Genomic DNA, 23,702 nt, shown 5'->3' on the forward strand with positions numbered 1-23,702 from the left:
TTCTTAATTAAAGCAAAACAGATTCTTATTCCTCAGTTTCTTCTGCTGCCATATTTAACATTTCAGTTAAGTTATTAGCTGCGATTTCCGCTGCATTTTCATTTAAGAAATCTTCTACTTCTTCATCAGAAATTGCAACTTTAGTATTACCAACCATACGATCTTTGGCTCGACCTTGATGGTAAGCAAAACCTGTACCTGCTGGAATTAAACGACCAACAATCACGTTTTCTTTCAAACCACGTAATTCATCACGTTTACCTGCCACTGCTGCTTCTGTCAAGACACGTGTTGTCTCTTGGAAAGATGCTGCAGAGATGAAAGATTCTGTTGCAAGTGAAGCTTTAGTAATACCCAGTAATTCACGTTCAAACTCAACCAGAGGTTTACCTTCAGCAGCACGCTTACGGTTTACAATCTTAACGCGAGCCACTTCAACTTGTTCGCCTTCTAAGAATTCACTATCGTAGGCATTAGTAATAATGGCTTTACGCAACATTTGACGTACAATAACCTCAATATGTTTATCGTTAATTTTTACCCCTTGTAAGCGGTAAACTTCTTGGACTTCATTAACGATATATTCAGTAACAGCGTGTACACCACGTAAGCGTAAAATATCATGTGGCGTTTCTGCACCATCAGAGATTAAATCACCACGTTGTACCATTTCGCCCTCAAACACGTTAAGCTGACGCCATTTTGGAATCATTTCTTCGTAAACATCACCCTCAGTTGGGGTAATTAATAAACGACGTTTCCCTTTAGTTTCTTTACCAAAGGAAACAACCCCTGAAATCTCAGCCAAAATTGCTGCTTCTTTCGGTTTACGTGCTTCAAACAGATCCGCAACCCGTGGAAGACCACCAGTAATATCTTTCGTTCCTACTGACTCTTGTGGAATACGTGCTAAAGCATCACCAATTCTTACCTCAGCCCCATCTTCTAAAGTAACGATAGCTTTACCCGGTAAGAAATATTGAGCAGCAACATCAGTTCCCGGAATTAAAATATCGTTACCTTTGGCATCAACTAATTTTAACGCTGGGCGGAGATCTTTACCTGAACTTGCTCGTTCCCCAACATCTTGTACCACAATAGAAGACAAACCAGTAAGTTCATCAGTTTGACGTGTAACCGTTAAACCATCAACAATATCAACGTATTTTACAAAACCTGTGGCTTCTGATACCACTGGCATAGTATGCGGATCCCAGTTAGCAACGGTTTCGCCAGCATTAACTTCCTGTCCATCGCCTTTACTTAATACCGCACCATAAGGGACTTTATAATGTTCTTTGGTACGTCCAAAGGCATCAACAATGGTAAGTTCTGTATTACGTGAAGTTAAGACCAATTTATCTTCTTTATTGGTAACAAATTTTACATTAGCTAATTTCAATGTACCTGTATTTTTAACCTGTACACTTGATTCTTTCGCTGCCGCAGATGCTGCACCACCAATATGGAAGGTACGCATGGTCAACTGAGTTCCCGGCTCACCGATAGATTGTGCGGCAATAACCCCAACGGCTTCACCTTGGTTAATGAGATGACCGCGAGCAAGATCACGTCCATAACATTTCGCACAAACCCCAAAGTCCGTATCACAAGTTACCACTGAACGTACTTTAATGCTATCCACCGAATTTGCGTCAATCAGATCACAAAGTTTTTCATCAAGCAGGGTATTACGTGGAATTAATACTTCCTCAGTACCCGGTTTTAAAATATCTTCCGCAGCAACACGACCTAATACACGATCACGCAAGGCTTCTTTAACATCGCCCCCTTCAATTAATGGGGTCATAGTAATACCTTCGTGAGTACCACAATCCTCTTCAATAATAACGAGATCTTGTGCCACATCAACGAGACGACGCGTTAAATAACCAGAGTTCGCTGTTTTTAATGCGGTATCTGCCAAACCTTTACGTGCACCGTGAGTAGAAATAAAGTACTGTAATACGTTTAATCCCTCACGGAAGTTTGCGGTAATTGGGGTTTCAATAATTGAGCCATCTGGACGAGCCATCAAGCCACGCATACCCGCTAGCTGACGAATCTGAGCTGCCGAACCACGCGCCCCTGAATCTGCCATCATAAAGATACTATTAAATGAGGCTTGTTTTTCTGGTAAACCATCACGGTTAATCACTTCTTCCGTAGAAAGATTTTCCATCATCGCTTTAGCTACACGCTCATTGGCAGCCGCCCAAATATCGATCACTTTATTATAGCGTTCGCCCGCAGTAACCAAACCTGACTGGAATTGCTCTTGGATTTCTGCTACTTCTTCTTCCGCTGCAGAGATAATTTCATATTTTTTCTCTGGGATCACCATATCATCAATACCTACTGATGAGCCAGAACGCGCAGCATAAGCAAAACCAGTGTACATAATTTGGTCAGCAAAAATAACACTTGGTTTCATACCCAAACGGCGATAACTTTCATTAATTAATTTTGAAATCGCCTTTTTACCTAATGTTTGGTTGAATAAGCTAAATGGCATACCTTTAGGCGCAATCATCCATAAAATGGCACGCCCAATGGTGGTATCCACTAAACGAGTTTCGCTAGTAAATTCGCCTGCATCATTTTTATTGTATTCCGTAATACGTACTTTGACCCTTGCGTGCAATTCTGCTTGCCCCGTACGGTAAGCCTTTTCCGCTTCACGCGGATCTTGCAATAACATTCCTTCACCTTTCGCATTCACTTTTTCGCGGGTCATATAATAAAGCCCCAATACCACGTCTTGCGAAGGTACGATAATCGGCTCACCATTGGCTGGTGATAAAATGTTATTGGTTGACATCATCAACGCACGAGCTTCTAATTGCGCTTCTAAAGTTAATGGCACATGTACCGCCATTTGGTCACCATCAAAGTCCGCATTAAATGCCGCACAAACTAATGGGTGCAATTGAATGGCTTTCCCCTCAATTAAGATAGGTTCAAATGCCTGAATACCTAAACGGTGCAAGGTTGGTGCACGGTTTAATAAAATTGGGTGTTCACGAATAACTTCCGCTAAAATATCCCAAACTACAGCATCTTCACGCTCAACCATTTTCTTCGCCGCTTTAATGGTTGACGCAAAACCACGACTTTCTAATTTGGCATAAATAAATGGACGGAATAATTCCAATGCCATTTTTTTCGGTAATCCACATTGGTGCAAATGTAAATATGGACCAACGGTAATTACAGAACGACCAGAATAGTCAACACGTTTACCCAAGAGATTTTGACGGAAACGACCTTGTTTACCCTTGATCATATCTGCCAAAGACTTCAGTGGACGTTTATTTGATCCTGTAATCGCACGACCACGACGACCATTATCTAATAAAGCATCAACGGACTCTTGTAACATACGTTTTTCATTACGCACAATAATATCTGGTGCAATTAAATCCAATAAGCGTTTTAAACGGTTATTTCGGTTAATCACACGGCGATAAAGATCATTTAAATCTGAAGTGGCAAAACGTCCACCGTCTAACGGCACTAATGGGCGTAAATCTGGCGGTAATACAGGCAATACTGTTAATACCATCCATTCAGGTTTATTGCCTGATTGAATAAAGGCCTCTAATAATTTCAAGCGTTTAGTGATTTTTTTACGCTTGGTTTCAGAATTAGTTTCTTGTAATTCTTCGCGCAAAGTTTCACATTCATGCTCAAGATCCATATTACGCAATAAGGCTTGGATAGCTTCTGCACCCATTTTGGCATCAAATTCATCCGCCCAACGATCTTCCGCATCAACAAATTGTTCTTCGGTTAATAACTGACCTTTTTCTAAATCAGTCATACCCGGTTCAATCACAATATAGCTTTCAAAATAAAGTACACGTTCAATATCGCGTAATGGCATATCTAATAATAAACCAATACGGGACGGTAAAGATTTTAAGAACCAAATATGAGCAACTGGACAAGCAAGTTCAATATGCCCCATACGATCACGACGTACTTTGGCTTGTGTTACCTCAACACCGCATTTTTCACAAATCACACCGCGGTGTTTTAAACGTTTATATTTACCACATAAACATTCATAATCTTTTACTGGCCCAAAAATACGTGCACAGAATAAACCATCACGTTCTGGTTTAAAGGTACGGTAATTAATAGTTTCAGGCTTTTTCACTTCACCAAATGACCATGAACGAATGGTATCTGGAGAGGCTAAACCGATTTTTATCGCATCAAAATCCTCTGTTGATTTTGCTTGCGCTTTTAAAAACTTCACTAAGTCTTTCACTGATTTGCTCCCGTCGGAGTTAAACTAATTCAAGTGCGGTCAAAATTTAAAAAATTTTTTAAAAACTCACCGCACTTGGGCGTATTAATTTGGCTTAAAGCACCATTACTCTTCATCTAAATCTATGTTGATCCCTAATGAACGGATTTCTTTCAACAATACATTAAAGGATTCTGGCATACCCGGATCCATTTCGTGCGTGCCGCCCACAATGTTTTTATACATTTTGGTACGTCCATTCACGTCATCAGATTTCACTGTCAACATTTCTTGTAAGGTATAAGCAGCGCCATAAGCCTCTAATGCCCACACTTCCATTTCCCCGAAACGCTGACCACCGAATTGTGCTTTACCACCCAATGGTTGCTGAGTAACAAGACTATAAGACCCTGTTGAACGAGCGTGCATTTTGTCATCAACTAAATGGTTCAATTTAAGCATATACATATAACCAACGGTTACTGGACGCTCAAATTTTTCCCCTGTACGACCATCATAAAGGGTAATTTGACCAGAAGTCGGTAAACCACCTAATTCAAGTAACTCTTTGATCTCTTTTTCATGAGCACCATCAAACACAGGTGTCGCTAATGGCATACCTTTACGCAAGTTTTGAGCTAAACGCATCACTTCTTCATCACTAAAGGTGCTAAGATCTACTTTTTGTGAGCCTTCACCTAAGTCATAAGCCTTCTGGATATAACCACGTAATTTCTCAACGTCTTGTTTTTGTTTGATCATTTCATTGATCTTATCGCCAATCCCTTTCGCCGCTAAGCCAAGATGGGTTTCTAAGATCTGACCGATATTCATACGTGATGGTACACCAAGTGGATTTAATACAATATCAACAGGTTGACCATTTTCGTCATACGGCATATCTTCCACTGGATTAATTTTTGAAATAACCCCTTTATTACCGTGGCGACCTGCCATTTTATCTCCGGGTTGAATATGGCGTTTCACCGCAAGATAAACTTTTACCACTTTTAACACACCAGGTGCTAAATCATCACCTTGAATAATCTTATTACGTTTCACTTCAAGTTTATGCTCAAAGTCTTTACGTAATTCTTCATATTGTTCGGCTAATTGTTCTAACTGATTTTGTTTCTCTTCATCAGCTAAACTTTGCTCTAACCATTTTGTGCGTTCAAGTTTATCTAATTGAACAGCATCAACACCGCTATTTACTAACAAGTTACGGACACGCGTAAATAAACCTGCTTCTAAAATTTCTAATTCAGCCACAAGATCTTTTTTCGCTTGTTTAAGCTGCATTTCTTCAATTTCTAATGCACGTTTATCCTTCTCCACACCATCACGAGTAAACACTTGTACATCAATAACCGTACCTGATACGCTATTTGGCACACGCAATGATGAATCTTTCACATCAGAGGCTTTTTCACCGAAGATTGCGCGTAATAATTTTTCTTCTGGTGTTAATTGGGTTTCCCCTTTTGGTGTGACTTTACCCACCAGAATATCGCCACCTTTTACTTCAGCACCAATATATACAATACCTGATTCATCAAGTTTGCTTAAAGCTGCCTCGCCCACATTTGGAATATCGGCGGTGATTTCTTCTGCCCCTAATTTAGTATCACGAGCAATACAAGATAATTCTTGAATATGAATGGTGGTAAAACGATCTTCTTGCACCACACGCTCAGACACTAACATTGAGTCTTCAAAGTTATAACCATTCCAAGGCATAAATGCCACACGCATATTTTGCCCAAGGGCTAATTCACCAAGATCCGTAGATGGGCCATCAGCCATAATCTCGCCACGCTCAATCGGCTCGCCTAAAGACACGCAAGGAATTTGGTTAATACAAGTATTTTGGTTAGAACGGGTATATTTAATTAAATTATAAATATCAATGCCCGATTCGCCTGCAACGGTTTCATCTTCATTCACTTTTACCACGATGCGTGAAGAATCCACATATTGGATAATACCGCCACGTTTCGCCACAACCGCAACCCCAGAGTCCAAGGCAACGGGTTTTTCCATACCTGTACCAACCAATGGTTTATCGGCACGCAATGTAGGTACAGCTTGGCGTTGCATGTTTGCTCCCATCAACGCACGGTTCGCATCATCATGCTCCAAGAATGGGATTAATGCCGCCGCCACAGAAACCACTTGTTGGGTTGATACGTCCATATAATGAATTTCCTCTGGACGATATAAGCCTGACTCGCCATGCTCACCACGAGCAGTAACATAAGCATCAGTAAAGCGGAAATCTTCATCTAAGTTAGCATTTGCCTGTGCAATTACATAATTGCCTTCTTCAATGGCTGATAAATATTCAATTTCTTCTGTAACCTGCCCATTGACCACTTTGCGATATGGTGTTTCAAGGAAGCCATAATTATTGGTTCGTGCATAAACAGATAATGAGTTAATCAAACCAATGTTTGGTCCCTCAGGTGTTTCAATTGGACACACACGACCATAATGGGTAGCATGTACATCTCGCACCTCAAAGCCCGCACGTTCACGAGTTAAACCACCCGGACCTAAAGCAGAAATACGGCGTTTATGGGTTACTTCTGATAATGGATTGTTTTGATCCATAAATTGCGAAAGCTGTGATGAACCAAAAAATTCTTTTACTGCCGCTGAAATCGGTTTCGCATTAATTAAATCTTGTGGAGTTACCGAATCTAAATCACCTAGGGATAAACGTTCTTTAACAGCACGTTCAACACGCACTAAACCAATACGGAATTGGTTTTCTGCCATTTCTCCCACAGAACGAATACGGCGGTTACCTAAATGGTCAATATCATCAACTTCACCACGACCATTACGAATATCAATGAGCTTTTTCATCACATTGATAATATCTTCATTGCTTAATACGCCACTGCCTGAGGCTTCTTCTAAACCAATAGAACGATTGAACTTCATACGTCCTACCGCGGATAAATCATAACGATCCAATGAGAAGAATAAATTATCAAATAATGCCTCTGCCGCCTCTTTCGTTGGTGGTTCGCCCGGACGCATCATACGATAAATTTCAACTAAAGCACTTAAACGATCATAAGACGGATCAATGCGTAAAGTTTCTGAGATATATGGCCCATGATCTAAATCATTAGTAAATAAGGCTTCAATCGTGGTATATCCTGCTTGTGCTAGCTTCGCTAAAATTTCTAAGGAAATTTCCATATTTGCCGCACAAATCACTTCGCCCGTTTCTAAATCCACATAATCTTTCGCAGAAACTTTACCAATAATATATTCTGTTGGTACTTCTACTTGGCTAATATTATCTTTTTGTAAAGCTCGAATATGGCGTGCAGTAATACGGCGACCACGCTCAACATAAACTGTACCATTTGCCTCAATATCAAAAGTTGCTGTTTCGCCTCTTAATCTTTCAGGCACTAAAGTCATTAATAATTTCTGATCTTTAATCTCAAAAATCACTTTATCAAAGAAAAGATCAAGAATTTCTTCGGTGGTATAATTTAACGCACGTAAAATAATGGTCGCAGGCAATTTACGGCGACGGTCAATACGTGCAAACAAATTATCTTTTGGATCAAACTCAAAATCCAACCAAGAACCACGATAAGGAATAATTCTTGCGTTATATAATACTTTACCTGAAGAATGGGTTTTACCCTTATCGCTATCAAAAAATACACCTGGGCTACGGTGTAATTGTGAAACAATAACACGCTCTGTTCCATTAATGACAAAAGTACCATTTTCTGTCATTAATGGAATTTCACCCATATAAACATCTTGTTCTTTAATATCTTTAATTGCTCCCGCACTAGATTCTTTATCATAACTCACTAGGCGTAACTTAACACGTAATGGAGCAGCATAGGTCGTACCACGAATTTGACATTCACGCACATCAAATACAGGTTCACCTAATGTATAACTAACATATTGTAACTCCGTACTCCCATTATTACTGACAATAGGAAATACAGAACGAAAAGCGGCTTCTAAGCCTTGTTGACCTTCTGGATCTCTTTGAATAAATTTATCAAAAGAGTCTAATTGAATTGTTAATAAATAAGGTACGTTTAAAACTTGCGGACGTTTGCCGAAGTCTTTACGAATTCGTTTTTTTTCGGTGTAGGAGTAAACCATAGGGTTCCTCTGCTTGCTGTTCAGTGACCCAACCGCAATAGCTATGGGATTTAACTATGACATTGCGGCAATGATTAACCGTTTAAAATGACCGCACTCTGAACCTTACTTCTGTAGTGGGGTGAAATTCAATCTTATTATCAATACTAAGACTTGAATAAAACAAAAATAAATAACGGTTGATTTATTCTTGCTTAGGATAGCACAAAATGGCTGAGGGATAACCCACAGCCATTAAGCCTAAGAAACGTGGCTTATTCGTAGATTATTTAATTTCTACTTGTGCGCCAGCTTCTTCTAATTCTTTCTTAAGTGCTTCAGCTTCTGCTTTAGCAATACCTTCTTTCAAGGTTGCTGGTGCAGATTCAACTAAGTCTTTCGCTTCTTTTAAGCCTAAACCAGTTGCACCACGTACAGCTTTAATTACTGCAACTTTATTCGCACCTGCTGCGGCTAAGATAACATCAAATTCAGTTTTCTCTTCTGCAGCTGCTGCATCACCACCTGCTGCTACCGCTACTGCTGCAGCTGCTGCTGATACACCAAATTTTTCTTCCATCGCAGAGATTAATTCAACGATTTCAGTTACTGATTTAGAAGCAATCGCTTCAATAATTTGTTCGTTAGTTAATGACATAACAATTGTTTCCTAAAATAAAAATGATTGATAAAAACGTTGCTTAAAATTAAGCAGCCGCTTCCAATTTGTCGCGTAATGCCGCCAAAGTGCGAACAAGTTTCCCTGCCGCTGCTTCTTTCATTGTACCCATTAAACGTGCGATTGCTTCTTCGTATGTTGGTAAAGTTGCTAAGAATTCTACATCTTGAATTTTACCTTCAAAGGCTGCACCTTTAATTTCAAACTTATCATTAGTTTTTGCAAAATCTTTGAACAAACGTGCAGCTGCACCTGGGTGTTCATTTGAAAATGCGATAAGTGTTGGACCTACAAACGTATCTTTTAAGCATTCATAATCAGTGCCTTCTACCGCACGACGTAATAAGGTATTACGTACAACACGCATAGTTACACCCGCTTCACGAGCTGCTTTACGTAATTCAGTCATTTTATCTACGGTTACACCACGAGAATCCGCGATCACAGCAGATAGGGCACCTTTGGCAGCTTCGTTTACTTCAGCAACAATCGTTTGTTTGTCTTGAAGATTTAATGCCATTGGTTTTAGCTCCTGAATACACTCCGATAACTCGGAATTAAACAACCTAACAATAATCCACAGAAAATTGTTAGGACAAATTCGGTGTACAGAAGCAGAAAATTTCGTACTCTGTTCACCATCTACGCAAGATAATTAAGAACGATAGCGATCATTCCCTTGCGGTCTTGGACGGGGCTTGAAATAAAGGTCAAGCACCAACCAGTAGTTCATAAAATGAACCAAAATAAGGGCATAAATTATACTTACCTTTTATGCCCTTGTAAAGTCTATAAATTATAAACTTGTTTGATCTACTGCAACACCCGCACCTTGGGTAGTAGAAATGCTTACTTTCTTAATATAAACACCTTTCGCTGAAGCAGGTTTTGCTTTCACTAAAGCGGCTAATAAGGCTTGTAAGTTTTCTTTTAATTGCTCTGCAGAGAAGTCAACTTTACCGATAGTCGTATGGATAATACCATTTTTGTCATTACGATAACGAACCTGACCAGATTTTGCATTTTTCACTGCTTCTGCTACGTTAGGCGTTACTGTACCTACTTTCGGGTTTGGCATTAAGCCACGAGGACCTAAGATTTGACCTAATTGTCCTACCACACGCATTGCATCTGGAGAAGCAATTACCACATCAAAATTCATTTCGCCTTTTTTCACTTGCTCAGCAAGATCTTCCATACCCACTAAATCAGCACCTGCTTCTTTTGCAGCTTCAACATTTGAAGTAAATACCGCAACACGCACTGAACGACCTGTACCATGTGGAAGAACAGTCGCACCACGCACATTTTGATCTGATTTACGTGCATCAATACCTAAATTTACTGCAACATCAACACTTTCATTGAATTTTGCTGTAGCAAATTGTTTTAATACTGCGATTGCTTCATTGATTTCGTAGTTTTTGGTTGAATCAACGCCTGCTTTAATTGCTTTCATGCGTTTAGTTAGTTTAGCCATTGATTAGTCCTCCACCACTAAACCCATTGAACGTGCAGTACCTTCAATAGATTTCATTTTTGTTTCAATCGTTGCACCTGTCATATCCGCTGCTTTAGTTTCAGCAATTTCACGAATTTGAGCTTGGGTTACTTTACCTACTTTATCTTTATTTGGTTTACCAGAACCTGATTTGATACCCGCTGCTTTTTTCAATAATACCGCCGCTGGTGGAGTTTTGGTAATAAAGGTAAATGAACGATCTGCATATACAGTGATAACCACAGGAATTGGTAAGCCTTTTTCTAAGCTCTCTGTACGCGCATTAAACGCTTTACAGAATTCCATGATATTAACACCTTGTTGACCTAATGCAGGACCAACTGGTGGTGAAGGGTTTGCCATACCTGCTGCAACTTGCAACTTAATATAGGCTTGTACTTTTTTTGCCATTTTAATTTCCTTTTATTGGGTAATAACGCCTTTCAGCTCCCCTTATTGTTAAGATAGATAAACTATCTGATAAAAATTAAAGCGAGAAAATCTCACTTCTCTTAAGAAAAGAGGCGGTATTCTATCAAATACAACCACAATAGCAAGTCCAATTCATCATATAGATTAGTTGGACTTAACAAATTCTTACTAAAGTACGGTCTATTTTAAATAAGTTTTTCTACTTGAGAAAACTCTAATTCCACTGGTGTAGCACGACCAAAGATAGACACAGACACTTTCACGCGACCTTTTTCGTAATCCACTTCTTCCACTGTACCATTGAAATCCATAAATGGACCTTCTTTGACACGCACTTCTTCGCCCGGCTGGAATGTGGTTTTATGTCTAGGCTTATCGCCTTTTTGTTGTAAACTATTTAAAATATGCTCTGCTTCTCGATTACTAATTGGGGCAGGTTTATCGGGTGTACCACCAATAAAGCCCATGGTATTAGGTACACTACGCACTAATTGCCAAGTATAATCATTCATTTCCATTTGCACTAACACATAACCGGGAAAGAATTTGCGTTCACTTTTACGGCGTTTGCCCGCTACGTTTTCAACCACTTCTTCAACGGGTACTAATACTTCACCAAAGTATTCTTCCATTTGTTGTTGCTTAATATATTCACGCAAAATCGTTGCAACACGATTTTCAAAACCAGAAAAAGCCTGCAACACATACCAACGTTTTTTTGGTGCATTCTCTGTCATATTAGAACCTCAAGTCAGTTAAGAATGTTACTAAAGACATAATAATTGAATCTAGCCCCCATAATACCAAGGCAACCACCACAGTAACCGCCATTACAATTAGGGTCGTTTGTGTTGCCTCTTGACGAGTAGGCCAAACAATTTTACGCAATTCTATTTTAGATTCTTTAAAAAAGCCTAAGGCTTTTTTTCCTTGATTAGTTACTGCCATTAGTCCTAATGCAATTAATAATAGAACAATAATCGCAACAACACGAATAGATGTAGAAATTTGATCTGTAAAATAGACATTACCCAACGCTGCCACAGCAACAACTAAAGCAATAATAATCCATAAAAATGAATTTAAAGCACGGCTTTTTGTCTTATCATCTTCGTGATGATTTTTCTTTTTATCGACAATATTTTGACTCATAATTAACCCATCAATGAAATGAAAAATAGGTATTCTTGCGAACGCAAGATTGTAGCATTTTATTTTACTATTGCATATTAAATTCTACGAATCTTTGTGGCTTTTTCTAGAATTTATCATCAATGATAAAAAAGGGTATCCTACGATACCCTTCTTACATTGCTTGTTACAATCTATTATTTAATAATTTTAGCAACAACACCTGCACCTACTGTACGACCACCCTCACGGATCGCAAAGCGTAAACCTTGATCCATTGCGATTGGGTGAATTAGACTTACAGTCATTTTGATGTTATCGCCTGGCATTACCATTTCCACGCCTTCTGGTAACTCAATTGTACCTGTTACGTCAGTAGTACGGAAATAGAATTGTGGACGGTAACCTTTAAAGAATGGAGTATGACGACCACCTTCTTCTTTTGATAATACGTAAACTTCTGATTCAAAGTCGGTGTGTGGTGTGATTGAACCTGGTTTCGCTAATACTTGACCACGTTCGATCTCTTCACGTTTGGTACCACGCAATAACGCACCAATGTTCTCACCCGCACGACCTTCGTCTAATAATTTACGGAACATTTCAACACCGGTTACGGTTGTTTTGGTGGTTGGTTTGATACCAACGATTTCTACTTCATCACCAGTGCGGATAATACCACGCTCTACACGACCTGTTACTACGGTACCACGACCTGAAATTGAGAACACGTCTTCAATTGGTAATAAGAATGGTTGATCGATAGCACGCTCTGGCTCTGGGATATAGCTGTCTAAATGACCTGCTAATTCAAGAATTTTTTCTTCCCATGCTGCATCGCCTTCTAAGGCTTTTAACGCAGAACCACGCACGATTGGTGTATCATCACCTGGGAAATCATATTGAGAAAGAAGCTCACGCACTTCCATTTCAACTAATTCTAATAATTCTTCATCATCAACCATATCACATTTGTTTAAGAATACGATGATGTATGGTACACCTACTTGGCGACCTAAAAGGATATGCTCACGAGTTTGTGGCATAGGACCGTCTGTTGCTGCTACTACTAAGATAGCACCGTCCATTTGTGCCGCACCAGTGATCATGTTTTTAACATAGTCCGCGTGTCCTGGGCAGTCAACGTGTGCATAGTGGCGAGTTGGTGTATCGTATTCAACGTGTGAAGTATTGATAGTAATACCACGCGCTTTTTCTTCTGGTGCATTATCAATTTGATCGAATGCACGCGCAGCACCACCGTAATGTTTTGCTAGTACTGTGGTAATTGCCGCAGTTAAAGTTGTTTTACCATGGTCAACGTGGCCGATTGTACCCACATTAACGTGCGGTTTTGTACGTTCAAATTTTTCTTTAGACATTGAGAATTCCTCTAAACAAATATGGTTACAAACGTGGTTTATCCCACATTAACCCTAGTTAATAGAAAACTGTTTAATTTATTCTGAAGAGATATGAAATGCTGAGGTGGTGCTGATAGGCAGAATCGAACTGCCGACCTCATCCTTACCAAGGATGCGCTCTACCGACTGAGCTATATCAGCGCTTTGGAGCGGGCAGCGGGAATCGAACCCGCATCATTAGCTTGGAAGGCTAAGGTAATAGCCATTATACGATGCCCGCGTTCTCAATTCATCTGTCCCATCAGATATAAAATGGTGGAGGGAGAAGGATTCGAACCTTCGAAGGCTGAGCCGGCAGATTTACAGTCTGCTCCCTTTGGCCGCTCGGGAATCCCTCCACATTAAAAACTTGGTTACGCTTAATGGTGCCGACTACCGGAATCGAACTGGTGACCTACTGATTACAAGTCAGTTGCTCTACCTACTGAGCTAAGTCGGCGTCGTAAGCAAGTGAGGCGTATTATAGGGAAATTTTTATGGCTGACAAGCCTTTTTTATAAAAAAAAGTGATTTTTTTGTTATTCGCCTAATAATCAGACAAAATCTGCACATTTTTCCATAAAAATCGATTTTTTTATCCTATCAGCACAAAATATATTGTATATTTGACCGCACTTTCTGGTTAAAAACACTTTAAATTAAGCGAAAAACTATTGTGATAACTCCTAACTCTCTTGCGATTTGTTCACAAACAAGTCCATTTTTACAATTTAATCGCCAACAATGGGCGGAGTTACGTAAATCTGTACCGTTACAACTCACCGAACAGGACTTAAAACCTTTACTGGGTTTTAATGAAGAATTGGCACTTGATGAAGTCAGCACCATTTATTTACCCTTAGCAAGGCTTATTAATTACTACATTGAAGAAAACATTCGCCGTCAAACAGTATTAAACCGTTTTTTAGGCATTGAGAAAAGCAAAGTACCTTACGTCATTAGCATTACTGGAAGTGTTGCAGTGGGCAAAAGCACTTCAGCCCGTATTTTACAATCTTTATTATCACAATGGCCTCGTTCAAGACAGGTAGAACTTATTACGACGGACGGTTTCTTGCACCCACTTGATACCTTAAAACAACGTAATATTTTAGATAAAAAAGGCTTCCCCGTTTCTTATGATACACCTAAACTCATTCAATTTATGGCGGATTTAAAATCAGGCAAACCTGCACTCAAAGTTCCTATTTACTCCCATTTAACCTATGATATTATCCCTGATGAATACAATATTATTGATCAACCCGATATTCTTATTTTAGAGGGGCTAAATGTCTTACAAGTAAGCCACGATAAATCCAATAAACCTTTTGTTTCGGATTTTGTGGATTTTTCTATTTATGTTGATGCCGATGAAAAACTGCTAAAAAGCTGGTATATCCATCGCTTTTTGAAATTTCGCCAAAGTGCATTTGCCGATCCCAATTCTTATTTTAAGCATTACGCTTCTTTATCTGAACCTGAAGCCATACAAATTGCGGAACAAATTTGGGAAAATATCAATGGCTTAAATTTACGAGAGAATATTTTACCTACTCGTGAACGAGCGAATTTAATTTTGACCAAAGGAAAAAACCATACGGTTGAGCAGGTTAAGTTAAGAAAATAAGCCATCTTTATTTTTTAAAAAAGTGCGGTAAGTTTTAAAAAAATTTTTCAAAAAACCACCGCACTTAAGATTTGGAAATAATCAGAAACTAATGCAAATAAGCAATGACCTCAGAAAAAACATTTACCAAAATATTATTAATCAAATCAATAAAAAATGCCCCTACCATTGGCACGATCAAAAATGCCTTATGCGAAGGGCCATAATGTGAAGTTACCGCTTGCATATTGGCGATAGCGGTAGGCGTTGCCCCTAAACCAAAGCCACAATGCCCTGCACTTAATACCACCGCATCATAATCTTTACCCATAGCACGATAGGTTACAAAAATCGCAAACAATGCCATTACCGCAACTTGGATTAATAAAATTACCAATACAGGTAAAGCCAGTCCTGCTAATTCCCAAAGTTTTAATGACATCAACGCAATAGCAAGGAATAAAGATAATCCCACTGTTCCCAGTACATCAATAGCTTCATCAGCCACTTTAAATTTCACAAGATGCACAAGACCATTACGGATAATCGTTCCCACTAATAAACACCACACATAGGTTGGAAGTTGTACTATAGTGCCTGTTGTCCATATATCAATTTGTTGCCCAACCAATAAACAAATAGACAGCATTGCAATGGTTTCAATAATGGAACGTACATTCACTTTACGGCGATATTTTGGACGCTCAAAGGCTTCTTCCACATCATTAGTATCTTCATCAGGCTCTGGAATTTGTTGTTTATGCATTCTTTTTAATAGAAAACTTGCCACTGGTCCACCAAGAATGCCACCAAACACCAAACCAAAGGTTGCACAAGCCATTGCAAGCTCTAAAGCACTGGAAATACCAAAACGATTGGTCAGCGTTTCTGCCCAAGCTGCACCTGTTCCATGTCCCCCCACTAAAGTAATAGAACCTGCAATAAGCCCATAAGCAGGATCAATACCTAAGCCCATAGCAGAAAAAATCCCCACCGTATTTTGCACTACAATAAATAAGGCACAAACAAATAGGAAAATAACCAATGGCTTGCCACCTTTGATTAAACGAGCAAAATTGGCACTTAACCCAATGGAGCTAAAGAAAACCAACATCATATTACGTTGTAAATCAGTATCAAAATTAAAACTAATTCCCCATATTTGATAGGCAAGGGTTAGCAACAATGCCACAATAAATCCGCCTACCACAGGTTCAGGAATATTGAACGCATCTAAAAAACGAATACGTTTAACTAAAAAATAGCCAAGGAGCAGTACAAAACAAGCTAATGCCAAGGTTTCGTATGTATTAAAAGTCATCTTAATATCCTTCTTTATTATTATGCTTTGTGAAATTGAAACCGAATATTTTTGGCGTTGATTTCAATAATCTAAGCAAGTGGATAAACATTTATTTTCTCCAATCAGCGAAGTAAATAAATATTATTTTGTGAATATAAAAAACAAAAACAACCATACTTGTGGTTGTTTTAGAAATAGATAAATCGCAAAACGATTAAAAAATTATTTGTATTTCATAGAGATAAATATCATTCTTAATATACAGTCCTTCCACCTTAACATAATACAACGTTAGCTCGCCTTATGTTATTTAAAATTGAAACGACTATAAAATAAAAATTATCGCTATAAAACTGCCAAGCATTCTACCATAAAAATAGAGGGTTTCGCCAAGAAGAATTTACACTTGTAACCAAAAGGTAACAGGGCCGTCATTTTGTAAGGATACCTGCATATCTGCCGCAAATTGCCCTGTTTGCGTTATAATTTTTTGTTGTGCTTGTTGTACAAAATAATGATAAAGACGCTCAGCCTCCGCAGGGGTTGCCCCACGAGAGAAACTAGGGCGTAAGCCTTTGTGAGTATCTGCCACCAAAGTAAATTGCGACACCACCAATACTTGTCCGCCCACTTGTTGAACATTTAAATTCATTTTGCCTGCATCATCACTAAAAACCCGATAATTTAACACCTTGCCCAGTAAACGATCGGCTTTGGCTTGATCATCGCCTTGCTCTACACCTAACAGCACCAACAAGCCCTGCTCAATTTGTCCGACAATCTTATCTGCCACCTCTACTTTTGCATAACGAACTCTTTGAATTAAAGCAATCATAGTTTTTCCTTATTGCTGTTAATTTGTTCTAATAATTCTTCACTATCGCCAAGATGAATAGCTTTTACGTCCGCTAATACAGCAGTAAGCTGAGCCCCTAGCAACACAAAAGTCCAACTTAACTGAATCCATAACAACATAATTGGCAAGGTTGCCATTGCCCCATAAATTAACTGATAAGAGGGGAATGTAGCAATATACCAAGCAAACGCCGCTTTACCTAAGGTAAAGAAAATCGCCGCCACTAATGCCCCAATACTGGCGTGCTTAAAGCTGACTTTAGTATTCGGCACAATCATATAAATAACCGAAAAAGCTAACCAAGTGAGTAAAAAAGGTAAGAAACTTAATATTTTTAAACCAAAAGGCAATTTAATGCCATCGCCTAAATCCGCCAAATAAGCAGATAAATAAGAACTTACCCCAATACTCGCTCCAGCAAATAACGGCCCAATGGTCAAAATAGTCCAATAAATAGCAAAAGAAAATACCACCGAGCGAGGTTTACTGCTTTGCCAAATGCTATTTAACGTGCCATCTATGGAACGCATTAGCATCAATGCCACCACTACTAAACCAATAATCCCCACCGCACTCATTTGTTTTGAGTTTTGCACAAATTGATCCACATATTCTCCCACAATATCGCCTGCCGAAGGGGCAAAATTGGTGTAAATAAATTGCTTTAATGCTTCGGTAACTTCTTGGAAAACAGGAAAAGCAGCAAAAATCGCAAACACCACCATAATCAACGGCACAATCGCCAAGGTGGTACTATAAGTTAAATAACCCGCCGCTTGAGGTAAATTATTTTGATTGAAGCGATACCAAAAAACCTTTAGAAATAACATAAAGCGAGAAAATGAAAATGTCATAATTAACCTTTACTATTAACCTTTATTAAATAAATCAAAAAGATAGCTCGCTAAAATAGCACGTTTTGCATTGTTTAACAAATCACAACAGGATCAGTTTATTTAGGCATTTCAAAAAAATCTTGTTGTTTTAATTTAAATTAGACAGAGCAATGCCGTATTATTTTAAAGTCGGACGACTATAAACCCAAAACGCACCGCACTTTATTTATATCCCATAATCTGCAAAAGATTTTTAGTATATTCAATCGCCTCTGTTCGGTTATTTACCCCAATTTTTTGGTATAAATTACGAATATGGGTTTTAGTGGTGGTTGTAGCAACCTGTAATTCACTTGCAATTTGCTCATTGCTATAACCTGAATAGATTAAACCTAACACTTGCCATTCTCGTTGAGTTAATGGGCTAATTTTTAATAATTCAGGTACTTGAGGATTATTCAAGAGTTGTTTAACAAAATTTTCATCAAAATGAGCAAATTTATGGCGATAATATTGATTAATATTGCGTAAAATAAATTGTGCTTTAGGTAAGACCAATTCGTCTAATACCCTTAGTTGCAATAGCTGGCGAATTTGAATCGCCATTAAATCGCCTTCCACCACAAACGCACTAATAAAATTAGTTTGACGAATCAAATTTAGTGCCTCAATTAAATCTTGTTGAGCAAGTGCGGTTTTATTTTGCAAAAAGAAACAACGATTACGCAAAATTAATGCTCGATTAAGATCGCTGGTTAAATGTAATTTACGTGTAATTTCAATCAGTTGATTTAATAACAGTTCAGCTTGTTGAATATTACCAATTAACAAATTAGCTCGTGCCAAATTACGCCCTTGCTCTTGATTAAAATGATTATGATAATGAGCAGGTTGCCAACTATGTAACAACCAGTTTTGACAAGCTAAGACATCATTATTCATTTGCCATAACAATAACCTAGCTGAATCAAAATTCGCTTGCCAATCAGAATGATAACGGCGGCTATGATGAAAATCTTCAATTTGTTTAATAATGCGTGTGGCGTTATCTAAATCCCCTTTGACTAAAGAAATTTTACTTAATAACACTCGGCATTGTAATTGATCTGGCTGATTAAGAATCTCCAAGCCTGCAATTGCCATAGATTCCGCTTTATCTAATTTATACCATTCCCATAAAATACGGGCTTTGGTACGCAATAAAAATTCGTACATTGGCACGTTTTGCAAATGATTTTCCTGTACCAACTGATTAGCTTTATTGAGCATATCATAAGAGACTTGCAAAAAGCCTTGTGCCAGTAAAATTTCCGCTTGTTGTAACAATGACCAAAGTAAATTATGGTAGGTATGATGACGATAAGACATTTGTTCCGCTTTTTGTAGCCATTGCAAAGCAATATTTAACTCCCCTCTCACATGATGAGCCTCACCAATAATAGAAGTTGCCACAGTTTGTGCATAGTAAAAATCCGCTGGTAATTGTGCCAAGGCTTGGCTAGCGAGTCTTAAAGCCTTATCTTCATCGCCTTCATTAATAGCGACTTGAGCCCTTAATACATCAAATTCCGCTTGGTTGGAAGAGGTTAGAGCCACATTATATTGACTAAATACTTGATCAAAATGTGAAAAAATCTCATTAACTTCATTATGCCGATGCTGGCTTTGAGCTAACCACGCTTTTAATAACACTAAATTGGCATGGTAAACCAAGGTATTATCATCAAGTTTTGCTAGGCATTGTTCTAGTAACTTAAATTCGCCAAAATGGAAAAGTTGCCAAGCATATTGCTGTAATATTCTCAGTAACATTTTATGATCTTGTAATTGCATAGCATGATATAGTGCCTCTGTAGAATAGCCTAGGGCTAACCAAGATTCGGAAGCACGTTGGTGCAAAAGCGGTAGCTGATCAGCTAATTCCGTTTGGCAACATTGCCATAAAAATGAAGCAAATAATGGATGGAAACGCCACCAATGGTGTTCCGCCTCAATTTGTTGAATAAATAAACCTTGTTTTTCAAGCTCTTCAAGTTTACGGCGACTATCTGCCACACCCGTTAAATGTTGTACCAATTGTTCATTCATTGAGCGTAGCACTGAACATTGCAATAAAAAATGGCGAGTATCTTTATCAATTTGATTTAATACTTCATCATTGAGATATTCACTAATATGCGAGCTTAAGCGAGTAAAACGTTGAGTTGCCTCTTGCAATGAAATGTTATGTTGTTTGGTAGCAAGGCTAATAAGTTGGAGTGCAGTTACCCAACCCTCTACTTCATCACACAGGCTAATAATTTCTGTACTGGCTAAATTCGGATCTACTTTTTGCTTAAAGAAATGTATGGTTTCTTGATGATCAAAACAAAGTTGATGAATATCAATTTCTAATAATAATTCTTGCACACGCAAACTGGCGATACCTAATGGCGGTGTTGAGCGAGAAAGTAAGATTAGAGTCATATTCTGTGGTTGGTGTTTTAACCAATATTTTAATCCCTCATGAATTTGTTCATTTTCAATTAAATGATAATCATCAATAATCAAATAAAGATGATGATCGAAATGAGATACACTAACCAACAGTTGATCAAAAAGTAATTGTAAATTGGCTTTATATTCATTTTGATTATGCTCTGAAATAGTAGGTTCAAGCCCCATGGCATTAAATAATGCAGTACTAAAATAGGTAGCAAAACGCTCGGTTTGATTGTCGCTTTCATCAAGGGCATACCAACCAATATGATAAGTGCTTTTATCTTTAATCCACTGCGAAATCAGGGTAGTTTTACCATAACCTGCTGGAGCATTCATCAACACAAGAGGATATTGTGCCGCATTATCAAGTAATTGTAATAAACGTTGACGCACAATACTATTTTGTAAACGAAATGAAGGGGTCAGTTTGGAGGGAATTAACATAGTGATATCTCAACTTCTTTCTCGTCTTTCTACTACTTTTATACTGCTTAGCAATCATACCTATAAATTTAGGTTAGGTAGGATTTATTTTATATGTAATTAGACATAATAACCATAATGCTCAATTCTATCATATCCTATGGAGGTTTTTATGGCACAACAGAATTTTAATCCGTTTGAACAATTAGTAAAAAAATATTGTCGTTACTTTGAGGTAAATAGCCCAAAACAATTTAATTTAGCCCAATGGTATCAAATACTAGCAGAGGGGACGAGAGATATTGCCTATCAACAACTACCCAACGACAACCAGAAAGGGCGACATGTGAACTATCTTTCTATGGAATTTCTGATTGGACGATTAACAGGCAATAATCTGATTAATCTTGGTTATTATGATATGGCTAAAGCCTATTTACAGGACTATGGGGTAGATATTGTTGATGTTTTAGAACAAGAAACCGATCCTGCTTTAGGTAATGGTGGATTAGGGCGTTTAGCCGCCTGTTTTCTTGACTCTATGGCAACTCTTGGGCAAGCTGCAACAGGTTACGGATTAAATTATCAATATGGCTTATTTAAACAACATTTTGCCCAAGGAAAACAACAAGAAACTGCCGATTTTTGGGATAGAGAACATTATCCTTGGCAAACCTATAATGCAAGTAAAACGCAATATATCGGCTTTGCAGGTAGCATCACCCACATTGCAGAGGATCGTTATCATTGGCAACCTGACATTAAAGTACAAGGAAAGGCTTATGATCTAGCAGTGGTTGGCTATCAAAATAAACATTTACAAACCCTAAGATTATGGCAGGCGGACAATGAACTTGAATTTAATTTTGCTCAATTTAATGAGGGCGAATTTTTACAAGCAGAAAGTCAAATTGTACAAGCCACCGCATTAACCAAAGTATTATATCCAAATGATAATCATCAAGCAGGGCAACGCTTGCGTTTAATGCAACAATATTTTCATGTGGCTTGCTCGGTAGCGGATATATTAGCTCGCCATTTAGCAATGGGATATGACATCAAAACCTTTGCCCAACATCAGGTTATCCAATTAAATGATACTCACCCAACTTTAGCGATTTTGGAGTTAATGCGAGTATTATTAGATGAATATCATCTCGCTTGGCAACAAGCTTGGGATATTTGTTGCCATAGTTTTGCCTACACCAACCACACTCTATTACCTGAAGCCTTAGAACAATGGGATCAACATTTGTTCCAACAACTCTTCCCACGTCATTTTATTATTGTGGAAAAAATTAACCAATTATTTCAACAACAAGTGCAAGCCAAATTTGGCGATAATGCCGAAATCTGGAAAAAAGTCGCTATTTTGTATGATTATCGAGTGAGAATGGCAAATCTTTGCGTAGTAACTTGCTTTAAAGTTAATGGCGTGGCAGAAATCCACTCGCAATTATTGATAACAGAATTATTTCCTGAATATTATCAACTGTTTCCGCAAAAATTCTGTAATGTAACAAACGGCATTACCCCAAGACGCTGGATTTACCAAGCCAATCCAAGCTTAAGCGGATTATTAACCAAAAGTTTACCAAAGGATTGGTTAAAGGATCTCACTCAACTTAGTCAGATTGAAAAATATGTTGATGATATTGGTTTTCGTGATGAATACCAACAAATCAAACAATATAACAAACATCAACTTGCCAAAGAAATTGCCTTAACCTTAGATCTTAAAGTAAATCCTCAGGCGATTTTTGATGTTCAAATTAAACGTATCCACGAATATAAACGGCAACATCTTAATCTCTTAAATATTATTGCCACTTATCAGGCATTAAAAGCCAATCCAAATTTAGACATTACCCCAAGATTATTTATTTTTGCGGGCAAAGCAGCCCCGGGTTATTATTTGGCAAAAGATATTATTTGTGCCATTAATCGTGTCGCCAAGGTCATCAATCAAGATAAAAGTGTACGAGATAAATTACAAGTGGCATTTTTACCTAACTATCGTGTCAGCTTAGCGGAAAAAATTATTCCTGCGGCGGATATTTCTGAACAGATCTCAATGGCTGGCACAGAGGCATCAGGCACAGGCAATATGAAACTGGCATTAAATGGGGCATTAACCGTAGGAACTCTTGATGGGGCAAATGTGGAAATTGCTCAAATGGTGGGTGAGCAACATATTTTCCTGTTTGGGCATACGGTAGAAAGCGTGCGTAAATTACTTGCGACAGGCTATAACCCAAGGGATTATTATCAACAACATTTACCGCTTAAACAAGCCATTGATTTTCTCAGTGATCCTCTTGTTTGTGGCAATGAACCGCAATTATTTAAAACATTACAGGATAATTTAATCAACCAAGATCCTTTTTTAGTATTAGCGGATTTTGCCAGTTATGTGGATATTCAGAAAACCGTTGGCGAGGCTTATGGCGATCAACAACGTTGGTGGCAAAGTGCCATTTTAAATACAGCACGTTTAGGTATGTTCAGTTCAGATCGTGCCATTGCTGATTATCAACAACGTATTTGGTTAAAATAACCCTATAATATCGTCGTTCCAATTTAAAATAAGACCAGGCAGTACGCCTAAAATGCTACAAAAAGTACGGCAGGTGTACCAACGCCATATCAGTTTAAAAGG

General features: G+C 38.3%; 15 protein-coding genes and 4 tRNA genes. 2 read left to right on the forward strand and 17 right to left on the reverse strand.

The genetic code is table 11. The features are described from left to right. Nucleotides 1–25: 25 nt before the first annotated feature. From rpoC to A6A20_RS05730, 13 genes are all read right to left on the reverse strand, one after another. A complete protein-coding gene (gene rpoC, locus A6A20_RS05670; protein WP_279572549.1) occupies nt 26–4,276 on the reverse strand; it encodes a DNA-directed RNA polymerase subunit beta' in 4,251 nt (1,416 codons plus the stop codon). 105 nt (nt 4,277–4,381) lie between these two features. Next, the gene (gene rpoB, locus A6A20_RS05675; protein WP_279572550.1) at nt 4,382–8,410 is read right to left on the reverse strand and encodes a DNA-directed RNA polymerase subunit beta; all 4,029 of its coding nucleotides are present in this window, start codon (nt 8,408–8,410) and stop codon (nt 4,382–4,384) included. Between the two features lie 265 nt (nt 8,411–8,675). Further along, entirely contained in the window at nt 8,676–9,047 is a 372-nt protein-coding gene (gene rplL / locus A6A20_RS05680) for a 50S ribosomal protein L7/L12 (RefSeq protein ID WP_132692023.1), read from the reverse strand. Between the two features lie 49 nt (nt 9,048–9,096). Next, complete coding sequence (gene rplJ, locus A6A20_RS05685; RefSeq protein ID WP_132692021.1) at nt 9,097–9,588, reverse strand: 50S ribosomal protein L10; 492 nt, start codon at nt 9,586–9,588, stop codon at nt 9,097–9,099. 276 nt (nt 9,589–9,864) lie between these two features. Beyond that, complete coding sequence (gene rplA, locus A6A20_RS05690) at nt 9,865–10,548, reverse strand: 50S ribosomal protein L1 (protein WP_279572551.1); 684 nt, start codon at nt 10,546–10,548, stop codon at nt 9,865–9,867. Between the two features lie 3 nt (nt 10,549–10,551). Further along, the gene (gene rplK / locus A6A20_RS05695; RefSeq protein WP_132692017.1) at nt 10,552–10,980 is read right to left on the reverse strand and encodes a 50S ribosomal protein L11; all 429 of its coding nucleotides are present in this window, start codon (nt 10,978–10,980) and stop codon (nt 10,552–10,554) included. Between the two features lie 206 nt (nt 10,981–11,186). Next, nucleotides 11,187–11,738, reverse strand: a complete 552-nt coding sequence (nusG, locus tag A6A20_RS05700; RefSeq protein WP_132692015.1) for a transcription termination/antitermination protein NusG — start codon at nt 11,736–11,738, stop codon at nt 11,187–11,189. Between the two features lies 1 nt (nt 11,739). Continuing rightward, nucleotides 11,740–12,153, reverse strand: coding sequence for a preprotein translocase subunit SecE (secE, locus tag A6A20_RS05705; protein WP_279572552.1), 414 nt, complete (start codon nt 12,151–12,153; stop codon nt 11,740–11,742). A 176-nt stretch (nt 12,154–12,329) separates the two neighbouring features. After that, complete coding sequence (tuf, locus tag A6A20_RS05710) at nt 12,330–13,514, reverse strand: elongation factor Tu (RefSeq protein ID WP_132691845.1); 1,185 nt, start codon at nt 13,512–13,514, stop codon at nt 12,330–12,332. Nucleotides 13,515–13,621: 107 nt separating this feature from the next. Beyond that, a tRNA-Thr gene (locus A6A20_RS05715) sits at nt 13,622–13,697 on the reverse strand. Between the two features lie 4 nt (nt 13,698–13,701). Continuing rightward, nucleotides 13,702–13,776 (reverse strand) — tRNA-Gly (locus A6A20_RS05720). A gap of 33 nt (nt 13,777–13,809) precedes the next feature. Further along, nucleotides 13,810–13,894 (reverse strand) — tRNA-Tyr (locus tag A6A20_RS05725). Between the two features lie 25 nt (nt 13,895–13,919). After that, nucleotides 13,920–13,995, reverse strand: a tRNA-Thr gene (locus tag A6A20_RS05730). A gap of 216 nt (nt 13,996–14,211) precedes the next feature. Between A6A20_RS05730 and coaA the strand changes: the two genes are divergently transcribed. After that, nucleotides 14,212–15,165, forward strand: coding sequence for a type I pantothenate kinase (gene coaA, locus A6A20_RS05735; protein ID WP_279572553.1), 954 nt, complete (start codon nt 14,212–14,214; stop codon nt 15,163–15,165). 88 nt (nt 15,166–15,253) lie between these two features. Here the strand turns inward: coaA and gltS are convergent, their stop codons facing one another. From gltS to malT, 4 genes are all read right to left on the reverse strand, one after another. Continuing rightward, entirely contained in the window at nt 15,254–16,465 is a 1,212-nt protein-coding gene (gltS, locus tag A6A20_RS05740; RefSeq protein ID WP_279572554.1) for a sodium/glutamate symporter, read from the reverse strand. Between the two features lie 382 nt (nt 16,466–16,847). After that, a complete protein-coding gene (gene dtd / locus A6A20_RS05745; RefSeq protein WP_279572555.1) occupies nt 16,848–17,282 on the reverse strand; it encodes a D-aminoacyl-tRNA deacylase in 435 nt (144 codons plus the stop codon). Then, nucleotides 17,279–18,157 (reverse strand): virulence factor BrkB family protein, encoded by an 879-nt coding sequence (locus A6A20_RS05750; protein ID WP_424585421.1) that lies wholly within the window; start codon nt 18,155–18,157, stop codon nt 17,279–17,281. The genes dtd and A6A20_RS05750 overlap by 4 nt, the downstream gene beginning before the upstream one ends. Nucleotides 18,158–18,361: 204 nt before the next feature. Beyond that, nucleotides 18,362–21,064, reverse strand: a complete 2,703-nt coding sequence (gene malT, locus A6A20_RS05755; RefSeq protein ID WP_279572556.1) for an HTH-type transcriptional regulator MalT — start codon at nt 21,062–21,064, stop codon at nt 18,362–18,364. A 151-nt stretch (nt 21,065–21,215) separates the two neighbouring features. Between malT and glgP the strand changes: the two genes are divergently transcribed. Next, complete coding sequence (glgP, locus tag A6A20_RS05760; protein ID WP_279572557.1) at nt 21,216–23,600, forward strand: glycogen/starch/alpha-glucan family phosphorylase; 2,385 nt, start codon at nt 21,216–21,218, stop codon at nt 23,598–23,600. The last annotated feature ends 102 nt before the right edge of the window (nt 23,601–23,702 follow it).

Source organism: Volucribacter amazonae (genome assembly GCF_029783845.1).
In the GTDB taxonomy this organism is placed as follows: domain Bacteria; phylum Pseudomonadota; class Gammaproteobacteria; order Enterobacterales; family Pasteurellaceae; genus Volucribacter; species Volucribacter amazonae.

Excerpts from the sequence above, each read along its gene's own strand:
- rpoB (WP_279572550.1), bottom strand. The coding sequence starts at position 8,410 with ATGGTTTACTCCTACACCGAAAAAAAACGAATTCGTAAAGACTTCGGC.
- rplL (WP_132692023.1), bottom strand. The coding sequence starts at position 9,047 with ATGTCATTAACTAACGAACAAATTATTGAAGCGATTGCTTCTAAATCA.
- rplJ (WP_132692021.1), bottom strand. The coding sequence starts at position 9,588 with ATGGCATTAAATCTTCAAGACAAACAAACGATTGTTGCTGAAGTAAAC.
- rplA (WP_279572551.1), bottom strand. The coding sequence starts at position 10,548 with ATGGCTAAACTAACTAAACGCATGAAAGCAATTAAAGCAGGCGTTGAT.
- rplK (WP_132692017.1), bottom strand. The coding sequence starts at position 10,980 with ATGGCAAAAAAAGTACAAGCCTATATTAAGTTGCAAGTTGCAGCAGGT.
- nusG (WP_132692015.1), bottom strand. The coding sequence starts at position 11,738 with ATGACAGAGAATGCACCAAAAAAACGTTGGTATGTGTTGCAGGCTTTT.
- secE (WP_279572552.1), bottom strand. The coding sequence starts at position 12,153 with ATGAGTCAAAATATTGTCGATAAAAAGAAAAATCATCACGAAGATGAT.
- tuf (WP_132691845.1), bottom strand. The coding sequence starts at position 13,514 with ATGTCTAAAGAAAAATTTGAACGTACAAAACCGCACGTTAATGTGGGT.
- gltS (WP_279572554.1), bottom strand. The coding sequence starts at position 16,465 with ATGACTTTTAATACATACGAAACCTTGGCATTAGCTTGTTTTGTACTG.
- dtd (WP_279572555.1), bottom strand. The coding sequence starts at position 17,282 with ATGATTGCTTTAATTCAAAGAGTTCGTTATGCAAAAGTAGAGGTGGCA.
- A6A20_RS05750 (WP_424585421.1), bottom strand. The coding sequence starts at position 18,157 with ATGACATTTTCATTTTCTCGCTTTATGTTATTTCTAAAGGTTTTTTGG.
- malT (WP_279572556.1), bottom strand. The coding sequence starts at position 21,064 with ATGTTAATTCCCTCCAAACTGACCCCTTCATTTCGTTTACAAAATAGT.
- glgP (WP_279572557.1), top strand. The coding sequence starts at position 21,216 with ATGGCACAACAGAATTTTAATCCGTTTGAACAATTAGTAAAAAAATAT.